Origin of the sequence: Deinococcus cellulosilyticus NBRC 106333 = KACC 11606, assembly GCF_007990775.1 — a bacterium.
In the GTDB taxonomy this organism is placed as follows: Bacteria; Deinococcota; Deinococci; order Deinococcales; family Deinococcaceae; genus Deinococcus_C; species Deinococcus_C cellulosilyticus.
Map to the genome: position 1 here is coordinate 47,816 of NZ_BJXB01000030.1, position 17,512 is coordinate 65,327.

The following is a 17,512-nucleotide window of genomic DNA, read 5'->3' on the forward strand; positions in this document are numbered from 1 at the left end:
CTTGCTGATGATGTGTAGTGATGAGGACATTTTCTGAAGGGCTTCAGAGCCATCAGCCATCAGGGTTCAGCCATCAGCAAAAGATTTCGTTCGCTTTTGCCCTGTTGAGGAAGCTTTGCTGAAGAACTTGAGGCATGGCAAAGCAGCATTTCTGGTCCACCCCTCCAGCAGGTCAAGATGTTTTTGCTGATGGCTGACGGCTCACCGCTGGCCGCTCCTTCCACCTGCCCAGACAGGTACAGCAGCACAGGTTACGGTGAGAGGGACATGGTGAAAACGTCATGGGTAATTTCATCAAGCTTCTGTTACCATATTTTGTGGCTTTCCGGTGCCTTGCAGAAATTGCCTCTGCAGGACCATCGGAAAACAGAAATTCAACACCAGGGAGGTGGCGGTCATGCCCACATACCAGTACAAGAACCTGAACACCGGCGAAGTCTTCGAAGTCACCCAGCGCATCACAGAAGCAGCCTGGACCGTGCACCCCGAATCCGGGGAACCTGTCAAACGCCTGATCAGCAAACCAGGCATTGCCTTCAAAGGCTCCGGCTTCTACGTCACCGACAGCCGTCCCAGCAGCAGCAGCTCGGAGGGGTAATTGAAACTCAACGGAATGAGGCGCATCACCGTCACTGTGGCCGCACTGGTCGCCGTGAGCCTGGCAGGTTTCTGGGTTGGGCGGTTCCAGGCTGCCAGTCCCCTGGTCACCAGCGATGAAATCAACACGGTGGAGGTCACCAACAAAAACCTCAAGGCACTGGTGCGGGTCATTGCGCGCATTCCCAAATCCCAGCTGCAGCCCGGCGAATCTCCCGAGGAGATTGGCAGCGGTTTCTTCTACAAATCCAACCGCATCATCACCAACTACCATGTGGTGCAGTACGCCGAGAGCATCCAGGTGGAGCTCGCCGACGGGCGCATCGTCACGGCCAAACTGGATGGGATTGACCCCGGAATTGACATTGCCATCCTGGCGGTTTCAGGGGTGCAGGCTCCGGCCACCGTGCGCTTTGGGACCAGCAAGAACCTGATCATCGGGCAGAAACTGATCATCTTCGGTTCGCCTTTCGGGGTGAAGCGCTTTGTGAGCACCGGAGAACTTGCAGCCGTGGAACGCACTGCCCCACCTGCGGATGACATCGGTCAGGAGGTCCCCAACATGCTGATGACCACCGCATTCCTGCAAAGGGGCAACAGTGGAGGTCCCATCATGAACTCCAGAGGGGTCGTTGTCGGGGTTGCCGATGCCATGATGGCCTCCAACACCTTCGCAGCAGATGGCTCGATTGGTCTCGCAATTCCCATTGATCTGGTCAAGGAATCCATTCAGGACCTGGAGCAGATCGGCATCTCCCAGCGTGGCTCTCTGGGCATCACCATGAGCAACCTGGGAGACCTGGAGCCCATCATCCGCAAACAGGCAGGCATCACCACCACTGATGGTGCCGTGGTTGAAGAAGTCCCCGCAGGCTCACTGGGACAGCGTGCAGGTCTCAGAGGAGCCATCCGCGACAACAACCGCGCCCTGGTCTCCCTCGGAGATGTGATTGTTGCCATCGACAACCAGCGGGTCCGGGACCAGTACGACGTGGTGCGTCTGGTGGCCGCCAAACGCCCCGGTCAGAAGCTGACCATCAAGGTGTGGCGCAACAAGAAGGAAGTCAACCTGACTGCAACTGTGGTCAAGCGGCAGCGTTGATCCCACTTCAGAAGAGCAACCCTGAGCTTTGATCAGGGTTGCAGACTCAATCATGTACAGGGGCTGCAGCCTGCGAGGGCCGGATAAGTCCCCACAGGGAGACCAGGGCCCACACCCCTTCGAGCAACACAAAGCCCCATTCACGCATGATCAGGGCGTCAATAGCCAGAACACCTGAACCCACGAAGTTGAGCGTCAGGTAGGTTCGGGAGGTGGGTTTCATTTTCTTGACCTGCACCAGGATGAAGGCACTGAGCACCATCAGGGCTCCGGCAATCTGAATGGCCTGTTCCACGAGAACACCTCCTTGCGTCGTCTTTGCTTGCTCGGGTACGGCGCGTCTCGTCCGAACGGGTTCATCCCGCAAAGAAGAAAGTACCACGGGAAAATGAGCAATAGACGAGCGTTCCAGGGGTCATTCCTGAAGCCGGACCTGCAGTTCAGCCCTGATTTTTGAGGGCTCTGGGAGGTACAGAGCAACGGTGGTGCTGCTGCGTTTCATCACGCCAAAAAGGACTTCTGCCTGCACTGGCGTTTTGAGTTTCAGGGTCAGGTTGGAGAAGCCCCCAATGCAGCAGGCCAGGACTTGCGGTTCAGGTTTTGAAGGTGAGGTCACCTGAATGTCCTCGATTTGTCCATACGGAATGCACACCTGATACGTCATGCCGTAAGGCACGTACAGTCCGTCTTCACGGAATTCCACCCCTCTGGTTTTCAACAACTGGTAATGGCCGATCATCCACAGGAAACTGTAGATGCTGATGCCTGTGAGGACCCAGGCCAGAAGATGGGCCTGAAATTTTGCCACCAGCAGCACGTGCACCAGGCCCCCTTCGATGAAGGTCAGGAAACCCAGACCTATGAGCATCCCGAGCAGGGTACCGAGGTTCTGGTGGGGAATGCCAGAGGGTTTGTCGGGACGAAAAACGCTTTTCATGATGATGAATTCTGCTTTTGCCAGTTTGAGCATGATGCCTTCTCCTGTGCAGTGTGAATGGGATTGGTTCATGGTAAGCAAAACCTGCAGGAGCAATGTCCCGGTGTTGAAAGGACATTGCTCCTGCAGGGTGTTGTTTAACGCGGGTCTGTGGTTTCTCTATGCTTTGAGTGTTTTTGCAAGTCCCATGCGGGCGATCACCTCGGCCTGCACGGGTGGGGTGTCGAACGCCGATTGCAATGGCAATGGGGGACGTTCGGTGCTCACCTGACAGCCCTGTTTCCTGAGGGTTCGGGTGCAGGTGCGCGCTTCAAAGGTGTCGGATTCGATCCACACCTCAATGTCTTCAATGCGGGTGTATTGGCTGACCCAGGCGAGCATCCATCCGACTCCGAGTTCACTGTTCGGGAACGCTCCGAGGTGTTTCTCAGAGGTTTCGCTGAGGAGACAGGCTAAAGACGCTCGGTTTTGCGTGCATCTATTCCCAGGATGTGCACTTCTTTCACCTCCGTACAAAGTCCATCCGTACATCGTTCATGCTGTACTTCAGGGAAAAGGGCGGGTTTCGGGTTGCGGGGACCAATGAAAAAGCGCCCCTTTCGGAGCGCTGTGTCAACTTCAGACAAGTTCCTCGTGCACTGGCATGCAGGCTGCAACTTCTGGTGAAACGCCCGATTCGAAGCGTTTGAAGTTGTCGCGGAACATGCGGGCGAGTCTGCGGGCGGTCCGGTCGTATTCGGTTTTGTCCTGCCAGGTGTCTCTGGGATTCAGGATGTCTTTGGGCACACCAGGGACACGGGTGGGAATGGAGAGGTTGAAGAAGGGTTCGGTGACGAACTCCACATCGTCCAGATCCCCGTTCAGGGCAGCGTTGATCATGTTGCGGGTGTAGGAGATGCTCATGCGCTTGCCCTGTCCGTACTTGCCTCCGCTCCATCCGGTGTTGACCAGCCAGACCCGGGCTCCGGTTTCTTCCACACGGCGGGCCAGCAGTTCTGCGTACACACCAGGGTGACGGGGCATGAAGGGTGCACCAAAGCAGGTGGAGAAGGTGGGGACGGGCTCGGTGACGCCCTGTTCGGTTCCGGGGATCTTGGCAGTGAAGCCAGAGATGAACTGGTACATCATCTGCTCGCGGGTCAGGCGGGAGATGGGGGGCAAGACCCCATATGCATCGGCGGTCAGGAACACAATGTTCTTGGGCCTTGTGCCGCGTCCACCAGGGGCGATGTTGTCGATGTGGGTGATGGGGTAGGCACTGCGGGTGTTCTCGGTGATGGAGCCATCATCGAGGTCAAGGGTGCGATCCGGGCGCATCACCACGTTTTCCAGCACGGTGCCGTACATGCGGGTGGTCTTGAAAATGGCGGGTTCTGCAGCGGGGTTCAGGTTGATGACCTTGGCGTAGCATCCCCCTTCAAAGTTGAAAATTCCGTGGTCGGTCCATCCATGCTCGTCGTCGCCGATCAGGGCGCGTTTGGGGTCTGCGGAGAGGGTGGTTTTGCCTGTCCCAGAGAGCCCGAAGAACAGGGCGGTGTCTCCGGCAGGTCCGATGTTGGCAGAGCAGTGCATGGGCATGACGCCGAGGTCGGGCAGTTCGAAGTTGAGCACCCCGAAGATGCCTTTTTTGTTTTCTCCGGCGTATTTGGTTCCGCCCACCAGAATCATTCGTTTCGTGAAGTTCACGATGATGAAGGTTTCGGTGCGGGTGCCATCCACTTCAGGGTTGGCTTTGAAGCCCGGGACGTTGATGACGGTGAAAGAGGGTTCGAAGTTGCGCAGTTCGGCTTTGGAGGGCCGCACGAACATGTTGCGCACGAACAGGCTGTGGTAGGCCATCTCGGTGATGAAGCGCACAGGCATGTGGTAATCAGGGTCGGTGCCTGCGAACAGGTTCTGCACGAACATTTCCTTGCCGTCCATGTGGGCGATCATTTTGTTCAGCAGGTTGTCGAAGACCTCTGCAGAGATGGGGGTGTTGAATCCGCCCCACCACACTCTGTCTCTGGTGTTGTCGTCTTCCACGATGAAGCGGTCTTTGGGGCTCCGTCCAGTGTGCGGGGTGGTTTCCACCAACAGGGGGCCACCTTCCACAATGTGGCCTTCTCCGAGACGAACCGCAGCTTCATACAATTCGGCAACACCGGGATTCCAGTGCAGCGTGACATTTTTTGCTCCCAAGTAACTCAGGTCCTGTGTGCTCATGATCAGCCTCCGTGTCGTGTTCTGGGGTCTTTCTGGAAATTTCCTTAACTCTAGCAAAATAATTTTTTTCACAGACATGAAATCATCTCATGTGTCAAGTGCTTTGCCTGAACAAAGTCCTTTTTACATGTTTCAGAGAATGTTTTCAGTCCGATTTGCACCGTGTGAAATCGGGTGAAAAAAGGTGTATTGTATACACTTAACCAGGGTTAAAGACCTGCGTCAAAGCTGTCCAGAACACAGAACCCCACTGCAAGCTTGAAAGCACGTAGTGGACTGATGCAGAAAGTGTAAACAATACGCTCTGGACTTGTGTCCCTTTTGGGGAACGGGAAGGTGCTTCCTTCGATCTGTACCAGGCACATTTCAAAAAGCCTGAGAAATGTGCACTGGAACAAATGTATTGAAGGATTTTCCCGGAGTTGAAAGTGTGTGAAAAAGCACACGAATGGTGCACAATTTTCTGTACCCTCACAGCAACCGAAAGGATTTCTGGACCCCGTTCAAATGGAGGCGCTTCCGCAGAGCGCTGCTCTGCACACAAATGCAGCCCTTGCTGACCCAGAGCTGAAAAAAGAACCCTGTCAAAACACCGAGACCTGTTTAGTTCTCAGGTGAATCCCACAGGCCGAACCTGAAAACATGCGATAGAATGAAGCAAATTTAACGCAAGGTGGTTGAAAGTGGCGAAACGAGTATTAGGAATGATTCTGGCAGGCGGACAAGGCACACGACTCAGCCCCCTGACCGCCAAGAGGTCCAAGCCCGCAGTGCCCTTCGGCAGCAAATACCGCATCATTGACTTTGCGCTGAACAACTTCATCAACTCGGGCATCTTCAGCATTTACGTCCTGACCCAGTTCAAAGCCCAGTCGCTCACCGAGCACATCCAGCGCGGCTGGCGATTCGGCACCTTCCTCTCCGATTACTTCATCACCCTCGTTCCTGCCCAGATGTACCGCTACGAAGAACTTGGGCCCGTCTGGTACCGTGGCACCGCTGACGCTGTTTACCAGAACCTCCACCTCGTGCAGAACTACCACGCCGATTACGTGGCCGTGTTCTCCGGGGACCACATCTACAAGATGAATGTGGCCCACATGATCGAGATGCACGAGGACACCCGCGCAGACATCACCATCGCCGCCTACCCCATGCCGGTCAGTCAGGCCAGCCGTTTCGGGGTCATGCAGGTGGATGAGCGTTACCGCATCATTGGCTTTGAAGAGAAACCCAAAGAGCCCAAAGGCCTTCCCGACAAACCCGACACTGCCCTCACCAGCATGGGGAACTACATCTTCTCTGCCAAGGCCCTCGAAGAACTGCTCCACGAGGCCGAGCGTGAAGGTGGTTACGACTTCGGCAAGGACATCATCCCCAAGGCCATCAGAGATGGTTACCATGTGCAGGCCTACGACTTTGCCCGCAACCCCATCCCTGGCCAGACCGGACCCAACACCTACTGGCGCGATGTGGGAACCCTGGACGCCTACTTCGATGCCAGCATGGATCTGGTGAGCGCCAAACCCGAATTCGACCTGTACAACCCCGAATTCCCCCTGCGCACCGCCATGGAATTCAGCCCTCCTGCCAAATTTGTGCATGAGGCCGGAGACCGCACCGGACGCTCCCTGAACAGTTTGCTGGCCGGAGGTGTGATTGTCTCAGGAGGCACCGTGCGCGAGAGTGTGGTTTCCCGCCGCGTTCGCGTGAACAGTTATGCCGAGGTGAACCGCAGCGTGATCCTCGATGAGGTGGAGATCGGCAGGCACTGCCGCATCCAGAACGCCATCATCGACAAGAACGTGCACATCCCACCAGGAACCCAGATCGGGTACGACCTTGAGCTGGACCGCTCCAGAGGCTTTGTGATCACCGAAAGCGGAGTGGTGGTTGTGCCCAAGTCTTACAATTTCAAATAAGCCCTGAATTGAATTGCCCCTCTTCAAGTTTTGAAGAGGGGCGTTCTTGTTGCGCTGGATGGAGTGTTTTTACAGGCGGGTTTGTAAAACCTCCGGTCCAGATGGTTTTACCACCCGAACACTTTCCGGGCAATCCGGGCGATGTTGTAGGCATCATCCCCGCCCCGATGGTGGGTGCCGTGCAGCTCAAGGTGCTCCCAGGTCAGGGCCTGACCCATGCCCAGGGCTTTTTCCAGACCTCTGGCCGCAGCATGGCGTTTCTTGATGTTGGTGTGGTTGTCTTTTCGGAGGTTTTCCTCTCCAAACGTCTTCACCAGCATCTTGAAGTCATAATCTCCCCATGAGCCCCACTGGCAGGATTTGAAATTGTGCCAGCCATGCCTGCGGGTCAGGTCATCGAGTTTTGCGAGCAGGTCTTCACGCTTGACCACTTTTTCAGACTCCCGCACGTAAGTTTCAGCACTGATGGTGGTCAGTTCCGTGCAGAATGTGCTGATTTCACTGCGCCGGGGAGAGATCAGGAAAGACCCCCACTCCAGCACCCCCTCCCCTTCCTGCAAGATGGCGTATCCCAGTTCGATCACCTCACTGGTCATGCCTGCGGGGACTTTGCCCCGCCAGCAGGTGGATTCCACATCGATCACCAGCATTTTTTTCTTCAGATCTGTGTTTTTCAGCTCTGTGTTCATTGGAACCTCTTTCAGGCCCCGGATGAACCCGAGACCCATTTCAGTTGAATTCTTCTCCGGTCTCCTTATAGGCCGGGTTGATCACTTTCAGCTTCAGCCATTCCCCATCGTCTGCCTTGCGGTCAATGTAAGGACGCACCACCACACCCTCGCGGATGTGCAAAGCCTGACCAGAAACCAGTTCTTTTCCTTTGCTGAGCGCATAAAGGTCGGCCTTGCCGAATTTGCCGTCGTAAACCACAGGGACCCAGAGGTCTCTGAAAGCTGCAAGTTCGGGGGAGTCATAGGGCAGGATGTTCCCGTCGACGCGCACCTCAAACACCCGCAGGGTCACCCGACTCTCTCCGTAGTTGTAGCCCTTCTGCACGGGAATCACCTCGGTGAAAACCTGGATGGCGTTTCCCTGCAAGGTGCTGACCTTCTCGGTCAGACCAGAGTTTTTGAGGGCCTGCCAGTAGGTGTTGCTTTCAGATTGCTTGAGAATCAGGCCCTTGCGGAGCATGCCTTTGGAGGACACCCGGATGTCCCACTGTTCACCTTCGGTGCGGTTGAACAGGTAGATCCCCTGTGAGCCGTGCAGCTTTTCAGTGACCACCACCCGCTCTGTGAAATCCAGTTCGTCCCGATAGGTGCCGTACTGGTTGCAGTCGTGCTGGCTGTAGTACACATGTATTGGCACGGGGTCCACCTCGCCCTGCATGTGGGAGGGAACCTGAGGCTCGTATTTTTCAATGTTCAGCAACGCTGAGATGTCTTCTCCGAAATCTGCAAGTTCCAGCAGGTTGCGGGTGTCCTCTCCAAAAAACGTGGAAATGTCATTCAGTGAGAGTGCAATTCCCATCGAGATCTCCCCTCTCAGCTGCACACTGCGCACCCGGCCTTCTCTGGCGTAGGGAAAGGCAGGCTGCATGATCTCTGGGAGCATGGAGTCCTTGGGAATGAAAATGACCGTGTCTCCATCTCGCATCTCGCCTTTTCGCACGACCAGCTGGTTTGCGCCAACCTTGGCGATTTCCAGAGCGTCTGCGTTGGGGTGGGGTTTGATGGACACCAGGTGTTTGGATACGGACCAGATCATGAAAAATCCTTTCGGGTTGAGCACGTGTTGGGTGTGGCTGAAGCAACATGCCCTTTATACGCCAGCATCAGCTGGTTTACATCCGCACAATTGTTCAGTCGCATTAAGCATGAATGCACAGCAGGATGATTCTTCCCCTGCTCTGCTCCGCCGGGAACTCATGTCTGCAGAAGAAATCTCCTCTTTCAGAATCACCTGGGGTGGCAACCCTGTGCTTCTCCATGCAATGCATCAGAAACATTCGTGTGAATATGAAAATATCAAGTGCCAATCTTCACAAAACAAGATCAGCCTTTCTGCATATCGTGCACAATTTATAAACGATATGGCAGGTTCAAACCCTCACAAGCAATTGACTCAAATTGCGCACAATGATGACCAGTGGTTTCTCTGCCAGATCCAATATTGATTGACATCTTGCATATTGACAATCAGACGATTCGAAGTCCATGTCCTGGTGCTAAAATTTAAAGTGAGATCTGGGTGTGCTGAAAAGGAGAATTATGAAACATTCTGCCCTGGCTTTACTGAGTCTCACAGGTCTGCTTCTGGCTGCTTGCAGCACCGGAGGCAACACACCACCTCCCGGACCGACCACCGTTCAGGTTTCTGGCAAACTGCTGGCCCCAGATGGGTCCACCCCCATTGCCAACGCTCTAGTTTACATCGAGAACAGCACGGTTGCCGCCATTCAGGCGCAGGCCCTGGCCTGCGGGACCCCACCCAATGCCACCTGGGCAGCCACCTGCACAGGTCCAGATGGTGCTTTCACCCTCAAAGGAACGGTCAACACCGCCAAGTTCACCATGAAATTCCAGAAAGGCAGCTTTGTGGGTATCCGTGAAATCACCTCCTCCAGTGGACCAATCAATGTTGGGAACGTCAACCTGGACAACACCCAGGGTGCTCCGAAAATGGCCGTGGTGACCGGGAGCTACGACCAGATTGAAGATGTGCTGGCCAAACTGGGTTTCGGTACCGTTGAAAATGGCCAGCTGAAACCGGGAACCGAGAAATTCACCCTCTTTGATGGCAATGGATCTCTGCCGGACAGCTACAGAGAAATTGAAGCCCTGTTTACAGATGGCAACGATGCTGGCACCCAGGCTGACATCTTCAATTACGACATCGTTTTCTTCAATTGTGGGACCAGAGAACTGCTGGAAAATGCGCAAATGCAGATCCTGCGGGATTACGTGCAAGGTGGTGGAAAAATCTACGCCAGCGACCTGGCCTATGACTATGTGGAGCAGGCGTTCCCTGAATTCGTCAATTTCTATGGCTCCGACAGCACACCAGCAGCAGAAAAAGAAGGCATCGCATCCGCCCAGGTGGGCACCTCTGGCATCACCTCAGAAACCACAGTGGATGACAACCTCAAGGCCTGGCTGCAGGGTGTCAGCTGCACCGGAGGGTCCTGTGTGCAGGCAAACGGCAAGGTTCACATCGAGGGTTTCCTGTTTGGATGGGCAGTGATCAATGGACCCCACCCCGAAAAGACCTCGGTGGTGAAAACCTGGGTGCATGGACCTGTGAACTGGATGGGCAGTCCAGGTGGACAACCAGAAGACAAACCCCTTTCGGTCACTTTCCCCTTTGGGAACGGCAAAGTACTTTACACCTCTTACCACACAGAGCCTGCTGCATCAGAGACCCTGCTCCCCCAGGAACGCATTCTGCAGTATCTGGTGTTTGAGCTGTAAATCTTCTCATGCATTCCTGCTGAAAGTCCATGGAAGACAAAACCTCTGGTTCAGAATCAGTTTGGTGCAGGAAAGGCCAGCCAACCCAGCTGGCCTTTCCTGTTGAAGATTCCACATGATCTGTCGAAGAGCAACAACCTGCTGAGAACTCTGGTCTGAACTGGAGTTTCCTTGCCAGGCTTTTCCTTGAATCACACTTTGATCGAAATAGCAAAGGCCATGATCACAAGAATTGTGCACAATGCAATCTAGGATGGGAGCACATCCCCAAAGGAGCCCCATGAACCACCGTGCCCTGTCCCTGATCCCCATCACCGCTGCCCTTTTCATCTCCTGCAACCCCACCACTCCCCCTGCCAATCCTGGCCCTGTACCTCCAACCGGAGAGAAGGCCATCAAAATTGCTGGCAAACTGCTGGCTCCAGATGGCACCACCCCCATTGCCAATGCCCTGGTCTATGTGCCTGACAGCTCCATCGCCACCATCAAGGCACAGGCCCTGGCCTGCGGGACCCCACCCAATGCCACCTGGGCTGCAACCTGCACAGGTCCAGACGGCAGTTTCTCTTTTGAAGCAGAAACCCAGAACAGCACCTTCAAAGTGGTGTTCAAAAAAGGCAGTTTCGAAGCAGAATCCCAGGTGAATGCCCAGAATGGTCAGGCCAATGTGGGCAATGTGAAACTCAACAATGATCCCACCAAAGGGGCACCCAAAATGGCTGTGGTCACAGGCAGCTATGACCGCATTCAGAACATTCTTGCCAAACTGGGTTATGGACAGCTGGCAAATGGAGAACTGAAACTGGGCACGGAACAATTTGATCTCTTTGACGGTGATGATTCGCTGGAAACCAGTGACCCCAGCGTAGAAGCCCTCTTCACAGATGGCAACGATGCTGGCACCCAGGCTGACATTTTCAATTACGACATCGTGTTCTTCAACTGCGGTACCCAGGAACTGCTGACCCCACAAGACGCCGCACTGCTCAGACAGTACGTCCAGGGTGGAGGCAAGATCTATGCCAGCGACCTGGCCTATGACTATGTTGAACAGGCTTTCCCCGAACATGTGGACTTCTTTGGTTCAGATGGAACTGCAGAAACGGTTGCAGAAGAAATTGGCATGGCAGAAGTCGGCAATGAGGACATCGAAACCCAGGCCACTGTGGATGGCAATCTCAAAGCCTGGTTGCAGACGGTCACCTGCCGCACTGGAAACTGCGTCAGCCCTGATGGCACCGTGCACATTGAAGGCTTTGCAGGATCATGGGCGGTGATCAACCAGCCTCATCCTGCAAAGAAGACAGAGGTCAAAGTCTGGTCCTCTGGAAATGTCAACTGGACGGACAACCGTGGTGATGAAGTGGTCAAAGGCAGCGGTGTGAAACCCCTCTCTGTCACCTTCCCCTTTGGCAATGGCAAGGTGCTGTACACCTCTTATCACTCTGAGCCTGGAACCGAAGCGGGCCTCACTCCCCAGGAACGTATTTTGCAGTATCTGGTGTTTGAACTGTAAACCCCAATGCCAGATGCCCCCGTTCTGGGGGCATCTTTTTTATTTCCCTTCTTACAGATGCTCGTGAGGACATCCCTTTGTGTTTTCAGCAGCCTGTTTCAGATGTCTTCGTTGCCCGAGTCCATCCGCACAATTTTGGGCTGGAAGGAGGCAATGGTGCGCACCAGATCCTTCTGGGCTTCCATCACAGTGGCCACATCTTTGTAGCAATAGGGACCTTCATCCACCCCTGCCCCGATCACCTCTACCCCTGCCTCTTTTGCGGCACGGTCCAGATCTTTTTGTGCATAGGTGCGCTCTGCAGCACGGCGACCAATTTTGCGCCCGGCACCGTGGCTGGCACTGGTGAGGCTCTTTTCTTCTCCTTTGCCGACCACCACATAAGCAGGCTGGGTCATGCTGCCAGGAATCACCCCAAGCTGTCCTTCTCCTGCAGGGGTTGCCCCTTTGCGGTGCACGATCAGTTCCTTGCCATCATGTTCTTCTTTCCAGGCAAAGTTGTGGTGGTTTTCCACATGGCTGATGATGTCAGAACCCAGATCTTCAGCAATCCGCTGGTGGATGATGTGGTGATTGGCACTGGCGTAATCCCCCATCAGGTTCATGGCTTCCCAGTACTCCTGACCGTCTTCGGTGTTCAGGTCCAGCCAGGCCAGGGCCTTATAGGGGACATCAAGATTGGGCAGGTTTTTCTCGGCACGCTTCATGTACTCGGTGGCGATCTTGTGGCCCACCCCACGAGAACCACTGTGGCTCATCAGGGCGAGATATTCTCCAGCGTCGAGACCCAGTTCCTGAGAAGCCTCTTCCAGGGTCAGAATGCCAAACTCCACAAAGTGGTTGCCACTGCCAGAAGTGCCAATCTGGGTGCGGGCTTTGTCTTTCAGCTGTTTTGCAATGGCAATGCTGTTCCAGCGGGGGTCATCCAGCACATCGTGGTCTGGAGCGTCCCCTTTGGACCAGCCTTCACCAGCCCCGAAACGGGTGTTTTTCAGCAGGATTTTGCGCAGTTTGTCGTTTTTCAGGGTCTTCTTGCCCGAGAGGGGTTCATCGAACACACTGATGCGCACCCGGCAGGCAATGTCATAACCGATCATCGCAGGACTGACAGCATTTTCCAGACCGGCCACCCCTCCGATGGGCATGCCGTAACCCAGGTGGGCATCAGGCATCAGGGCACCAGCCACTGTGGGCGCAAGGCTCATCACCGTGGACATCTGACCAAAAGCGCTCTCCTCGATGTTCTCGCGGCCCCAGATGGTGTAATCCAGCGGAGGTTTGATCAGCTGGGCACGGTCACGAGACTGGTAAATCAGAGCAGCCAGATGCTTGTAAATGGCATGGTCCAGGTAAGGCTGAGGGTCAGATTTCAGGGCAGCCAGATCCTGCAAAATCTTCGCTTTGGGGTGCTTCTGGTTCTTGGCGACCTCTGCAGCACGCAGGGCCTCTTTGATTTCACGGCTCTGGTAGCCAAGATCGATCACTTCTTTGGGGGTCATCATAAAATACCTTCTTTATTGGGAGCGGTCAGCCATCAGCCATCAGCCGTCAGCAGAAAAACAGAGGGCTCAGGGGTCACAGATCCTCTGATTTCACAGATCAACGCAGCATAAGACGAATTCCAGCAGCATTCTGCTTCATGTCACTCAAACTTGTCTATGGGGTCACGCCATCATGCGGATTGAAGCCATTGTAAATGGATGCACACTGTCCCACATGCTCATTTTCACTTAGTTTCTTCTGAGGGTTCTAGGCCATCCATATTAAAGGCCTCCTGCATCCCCTGTTTTGCAGTCTCGATGGCGACTTCGGGAGCATAACTGAGGGCCAGAACTGCCTGATAGGCACGCATCGCGTTCTCGCGGTCTCCCAGAGCATCTCGAACCTGTCCCAGACGTGCAAAGATCAGACCAGGCAGGTACCTGGGATCGTCCTTCACTCCGTGTGCCGCATCGAACAGCAGGCTTCTTGCGCTCTCCAGGTCTCCCACAGCCAGATAGATGTTCGCTGCAGCGTATTGCAGTTCAGATTTCGGGGTCAGCAGGTCCCCTTCCTCCCGCAGCAGACTGGTGACCAGCGTTTCAAGATCGTCGTCTTCTTCAATCAGAGCGGCACGGTCTGCCAGTGCACGGAGCCTGGAGCTTTCCCCCGGCCTGAAGTCTGAAAGGTCTGGAACCTGACTGCCTTCAAGTGCAGCAATCAGGTCTGGGATGTCATCCACAGCAGCCAGAACCACGCCATCCTTGATGTCCTGAAGCTGCCCCACCAGTTTGCTGAGGCGGTCTTTCCGGTAAGCGGTTGCTGGCCCTTCCTCCAAAAATGTGCCAATTTCTGTGTGGTATTCCAGCATGTGGTTCAGGGTGTTTTCACTGTGAACGCTCTGGGCGGTCAGGGGTTGCCTCAGGAACCCGACAAGTTCAGCATCGAGTTTCTGTCTCCTCTGAATCAGTTGCTTGCCCTGAGCATACTGATTCAGGATGTCAAACATCTGCGCTTGATCCTGCTGGCTCTGGGCATCATCTTCTGCCAGCATGGTGCAGGACACTCCAGCCGTTTCCAGGGCAAATTTCAGGGGATGCTCGGGGGTCATGAAGACCGTGCTGTAAACCTGCTGGACCCCCATCCACCTGAGCACCTCAATGACGGTGCTGGTGTTGTAAGCCGCATGCAAGCGGTGAAATTCTCCCAGATCAGCGATGAATTGAATCATGGGACCAGTGTATAGGTGCAGAAGGCTGAAGGCCAAGGCAGAAGGCACAAAGCCGCAGCAAAAGCCTACCTGACCTTCTGCCTTCTGCTTTCTGCCTTCTGCTCTACCCTTCACACAGAAACGTTCACACCCACTCCAATGTCCGAACCTGCTTTTTGCCCTCAGCCCTCGGCCTCTATGCCATATTGCCTAAGCCTTTACACTCCCCTGCTAAAAATGGCTTAATGCCCTTTTTCAGCAGTAGGATTGCCTCATAAGGGCTGTCTGCAGGTGCAAGGACCACCTGTCGGCAGCTTTTTCAGGCCCGGTCATTGCTGTAAAAATCTGTCACCGTTCGGGCCAGGGGTTTGAGATGCTGTGGCGACAACGGATGCAGGAAAACAACTTCAAATTTGGCGTCTTCAATGGCTGGCTGGTGCTGCTCGCAGATGGTCTGATGAACCCCAGCATTGTGATTGCAGCCTTTGCAACCCAGCTCGGGGCCAGCAACATCACCATCGGGCTGATTCCTGCGCTCAGTGCGGGCATGTGGTTTCTGCCCCAGCTGTATGTGGCGTCCATTGTGCGGAGTTATCCCAGAAAGCTTCCCGTGTACAACAAGATGGCGAAAATCCGCACCACCATGTACATGTGTCTGGCGCTCACCAGTTTTCTGTTCATTGACCATCCCAGCTTGCTCTTGACCCTGTTCATGCTGTGCATTGCCGGGAGTGCGCTTGCTGCAGGCATCACCGGACTTCCCTGGCTGGAAGTGGTGTCCAAAACCATTCCGCAACAGGAACGTCCGATGTTCTTTGGCATCCGCAACCTTGGAGGAGGGATTCTGGCTTTCGGGGCAGGAATTCTGGTGCGTTTCATCATGGATTCGGACCTGCAGTTCCCGTACAACTATTCCCTGATCTTTTTCGTGGGTGGCCTGATCTATACGGCAGGTTACGCCATTTTTGGGCGGGTGCAGGAACCGGATGAACCCGTGCAGCCCCGCAGCAATGTGCTTGAGGACATCAAGAACATTCCCAACATGCTCAGAAAAGACCCGGAACTCAGGCGTTTTCTGGTTGCCCGGGCTTTTGTGGCCATCGCAGGGATCGCTGAGCCGTTCTTTGCGGTTTACGCCCTGAAAAACCTGCACATGGAGCAGAACTTCATCGGGTACTTCCTGATGGTGATTGCAGGGGTGGTGCCCCTATCCAACCTGTTCTGGACCTGGATCGGGACCGACAAGGGCAGCAGACGTGTGATGCGCATTGCCACTTCCATTGCGGTGCTTGCTCCTGTGGTGGCCCTGTTCACCCCTCCCGAATTGCCCGTGATGTACCTGCTGGTCTTCGTGCTGTACAGCATGGCACAGCAGGGGTATGGTCTGGCCTTCGGCAGTTACACCCTGAACATCTCCCCGGCCCATGACCGGAGCCGTTACCTGGGCACCATGAACACCCTGATGGGCTTCATGGTCTTCGCTCCGGTGGCAGGGGGTCTGATTGCCGACCACTCGGGATTTCATGCGGTGTTTTATGTGTCCATCTGTGCTTTTGTGCTGGCCTGGTTGTTTCAGAGCAAGCTTCGCAAAGACGCCTGATCAGGTCTCGATGCTGAGGGTTTCAAGACCCACCACCCGACCCTGCACCACTGCAACAATATAGATGTGCACCTGGATTTCCCCAACCCGGTAAACTGCAAGTTTCTGGCTGTGCTTTTGAAAGACTTCCCTGAGGTGCTGCATCCGGGAGGCAAAAGCCTGCTGGCCTTCGTCCATCCAGGGCTGAATCTGGGTGTGCCTGTCAAAAAAAGCATCGAAATTCAGGCGAATCGCTGCTTCTCCAGCATGGCCTGTAGACCGGGCAAAAGTCGCAGCATCTGGAAGTCGATGGAGGGAAGACACAAACCAGCTGAAAGGCACATCAGATTCGCTGGGAAAAACCATCACGGAAGAGGCCTGCATCACTTCATTCTGAAATGAAGCCATGGACAGGGCCTGGACCTTCTGAGGCTCAGGAAAAGTGGAATTGCAGGACATGAGCCCGGCAGACAAAAGCATACAGAGCGTGATAGACAGAATTTTCACGCTTCCAGCCTATCTCTGGGTCACGCTCTGCGCTTCAGGAAAAAGACCCACCCTGCATTAAGCACTCATCCACGGGAGGGATCTGGGGATCTCCCCGGTCTCTGCAAAACTCAGCAGGGCTTCCTGGGCCAGTTCAAAAGGGACCGTCAACCTCAGGTCGATTTCGCTGAGGTGACCATCTTCGATGAAAGCCAGGCACTTCCCTGGCCTTGTGTTTCCAGCGTGCACATCATCTGCCACATGGCAGAAATGACCGTTTTCGGGTTTGAAGACCAGATAGCTGCGGTCTGCACCCACCAGGATGCTCATCACACCACTGTTGTCAATCCGCAGTTCGACAGAAAGGGGTACACCCTGATGTCTGGCAGCCTTTCTGGCCTGTTCTATGGCCTGCATGAGATCGGCGCGGGATGTCACCTGCAATGCCTGGGCAATACCCTGCCAGACCACCGTTCCAACTGGAGTCATACATCACCTCCCACCCTCTGCGAGATGCACAGGACCAGTAGGGTTAACCTATCCTGCACCCTATCAGGGGAGAGCACAAGGGGCGATTTGCCCTTTTTGCCACGATGGAAACGCTTCATTGAGCAAAATGTACGGGTACGATCAGCCAGATGGAAGTTTACAGTTCACAGTTTGCAGTAGACAGGGCTTGTGAGCAAAAGCCTTTGCTGAAAGCCAGAACTGTAAACTGTGGGCTGTAAACTGTGGGCTGTAAACAATGCACCTGAATCAGTGCCCGAGAATCTGCGAGAGGAACAATCTGGAGCGTTCATGCTGGGGGTTGTTGTAGAAATCATTCGGGGTGGCCTCCTCCACAATCGCCCCCTTGTCAAAGAACACCACCCGGTCCGCCACCTCTCTGGCAAATCCCATCTCGTGCGTCACCACCAGCATGGTGATCCCCGAGTGCGCCAGTTCCTTCATCACGTCCAGCACTTCCTTGATCATCTCCGGGTCCAGCGCGGAAGTCGGCTCATCAAAC

General features: G+C 54.8%; 17 protein-coding genes, 1 pseudogene and 1 riboswitch. Of the genes and pseudogenes, 7 read left to right on the forward strand and 11 right to left on the reverse strand.

All coding sequences use genetic code 11. The annotated features are described in order from the left end of the window. Positions 1–397 precede the first annotated feature (397 nt). Positions 398–598 carry an FmdB family zinc ribbon protein gene (locus DC3_RS23925; RefSeq protein WP_146889407.1) on the forward strand — a complete coding sequence of 67 codons (201 nt, stop codon included), beginning with the start codon at positions 398–400 and terminating at the stop codon, positions 596–598. After that, complete coding sequence (locus DC3_RS23930; RefSeq protein WP_246130793.1) at positions 599–1,699, forward strand: S1C family serine protease; 1,101 nt, start codon at positions 599–601, stop codon at positions 1,697–1,699. 46 nt (positions 1,700–1,745) lie between these two features. Here DC3_RS23930 and DC3_RS23935 read toward each other — a convergent pair whose 3' ends face one another. From DC3_RS23935 to pckA, 4 genes are all read right to left on the reverse strand, one after another. Beyond that, the gene (locus DC3_RS23935; protein WP_246130794.1) at positions 1,746–1,994 is read right to left on the reverse strand and encodes a CBU_0592 family membrane protein; all 249 of its coding nucleotides are present in this window, start codon (positions 1,992–1,994) and stop codon (positions 1,746–1,748) included. An 11-nt stretch (positions 1,995–2,005) separates the two neighbouring features. Next, positions 2,006–2,069: riboswitch (guanidine-III (ykkC-III) riboswitch) on the reverse strand. Between the two features lie 45 nt (positions 2,070–2,114). Then, positions 2,115–2,669: a hypothetical protein gene (locus DC3_RS23940; RefSeq protein ID WP_146889409.1), complete on the reverse strand. Its 555-nt coding sequence runs from the start codon at positions 2,667–2,669 to the stop codon at positions 2,115–2,117. Positions 2,670–2,795: 126 nt separating this feature from the next. Beyond that, positions 2,796–3,017 carry a hypothetical protein gene (locus tag DC3_RS23945; RefSeq protein ID WP_146889412.1) on the reverse strand — a complete coding sequence of 74 codons (222 nt, stop codon included), beginning with the start codon at positions 3,015–3,017 and terminating at the stop codon, positions 2,796–2,798. A 237-nt stretch (positions 3,018–3,254) separates the two neighbouring features. After that, positions 3,255–4,841, reverse strand: coding sequence for a phosphoenolpyruvate carboxykinase (ATP) (pckA, locus tag DC3_RS23950; protein WP_146889415.1), 1,587 nt, complete (start codon positions 4,839–4,841; stop codon positions 3,255–3,257). A 683-nt stretch (positions 4,842–5,524) separates the two neighbouring features. Between pckA and glgC the strand changes: the two genes are divergently transcribed. Then, positions 5,525–6,763, forward strand: coding sequence for a glucose-1-phosphate adenylyltransferase (gene glgC, locus DC3_RS23955; RefSeq protein ID WP_146889417.1), 1,239 nt, complete (start codon positions 5,525–5,527; stop codon positions 6,761–6,763). A gap of 107 nt (positions 6,764–6,870) precedes the next feature. On the opposite strand, the gene DC3_RS23960 is transcribed toward glgC, so the two are convergent. After that, positions 6,871–7,452 (reverse strand): 3'-5' exonuclease, encoded by a 582-nt coding sequence (locus DC3_RS23960; RefSeq protein WP_186816225.1) that lies wholly within the window; start codon positions 7,450–7,452, stop codon positions 6,871–6,873. Positions 7,453–7,492: 40 nt separating this feature from the next. Beyond that, positions 7,493–8,530 carry an RNA ligase (ATP) gene (locus tag DC3_RS23965; RefSeq protein ID WP_146889423.1) on the reverse strand — a complete coding sequence of 346 codons (1,038 nt, stop codon included), beginning with the start codon at positions 8,528–8,530 and terminating at the stop codon, positions 7,493–7,495. Here DC3_RS23965 and DC3_RS23970 point away from each other — a divergent pair. The 3 genes from DC3_RS23970 (at position 8,529) to DC3_RS23980 (ending at position 11,749) form a co-directional block, all read left to right on the forward strand. Beyond that, a complete protein-coding gene (locus DC3_RS23970; RefSeq protein WP_146889426.1) occupies positions 8,529–8,939 on the forward strand; it encodes a hypothetical protein in 411 nt (136 codons plus the stop codon). The genes DC3_RS23965 and DC3_RS23970 overlap by 2 nt on opposite strands. Before the next feature lie 94 nt (positions 8,940–9,033). Beyond that, a complete protein-coding gene (locus DC3_RS23975; protein WP_146889429.1) occupies positions 9,034–10,233 on the forward strand; it encodes a hypothetical protein in 1,200 nt (399 codons plus the stop codon). Between the two features lie 280 nt (positions 10,234–10,513). Further along, on the forward strand, positions 10,514–11,749 hold the full coding sequence (locus DC3_RS23980) for a hypothetical protein (protein WP_146889432.1): 1,236 nt from the start codon (positions 10,514–10,516) through the stop codon (positions 11,747–11,749). A gap of 98 nt (positions 11,750–11,847) precedes the next feature. Here DC3_RS23980 and DC3_RS23985 read toward each other — a convergent pair whose 3' ends face one another. Next, entirely contained in the window at positions 11,848–13,251 is a 1,404-nt protein-coding gene (locus DC3_RS23985) for an RtcB family protein (RefSeq protein ID WP_246130795.1), read from the reverse strand. A 224-nt stretch (positions 13,252–13,475) separates the two neighbouring features. Next, positions 13,476–14,459, reverse strand: coding sequence for a tetratricopeptide repeat protein (locus tag DC3_RS23990; RefSeq protein ID WP_146889435.1), 984 nt, complete (start codon positions 14,457–14,459; stop codon positions 13,476–13,478). A 352-nt stretch (positions 14,460–14,811) separates the two neighbouring features. Here DC3_RS23990 and DC3_RS23995 point away from each other — a divergent pair, with 352 nt between their 5' ends. Further along, positions 14,812–16,038 (forward strand): MFS transporter, encoded by a 1,227-nt coding sequence (locus tag DC3_RS23995; RefSeq protein WP_146889438.1) that lies wholly within the window; start codon positions 14,812–14,814, stop codon positions 16,036–16,038. Here DC3_RS23995 and DC3_RS24000 read toward each other — a convergent pair whose 3' ends face one another. From DC3_RS24000 to DC3_RS24010, 3 genes and pseudogenes are all read right to left on the reverse strand, one after another. Continuing rightward, positions 16,039–16,425: a nuclease A inhibitor family protein gene (locus DC3_RS24000; protein ID WP_186816226.1), complete on the reverse strand. Its 387-nt coding sequence runs from the start codon at positions 16,423–16,425 to the stop codon at positions 16,039–16,041. Between the two features lie 156 nt (positions 16,426–16,581). After that, positions 16,582–16,992: an Imm1 family immunity protein gene (locus DC3_RS24005; protein WP_146889444.1), complete on the reverse strand. Its 411-nt coding sequence runs from the start codon at positions 16,990–16,992 to the stop codon at positions 16,582–16,584. Positions 16,993–17,259: 267 nt separating this feature from the next. After that, positions 17,260–17,512: pseudogene (locus DC3_RS24010) on the reverse strand (peptide ABC transporter ATP-binding protein); the annotation flags it as partial.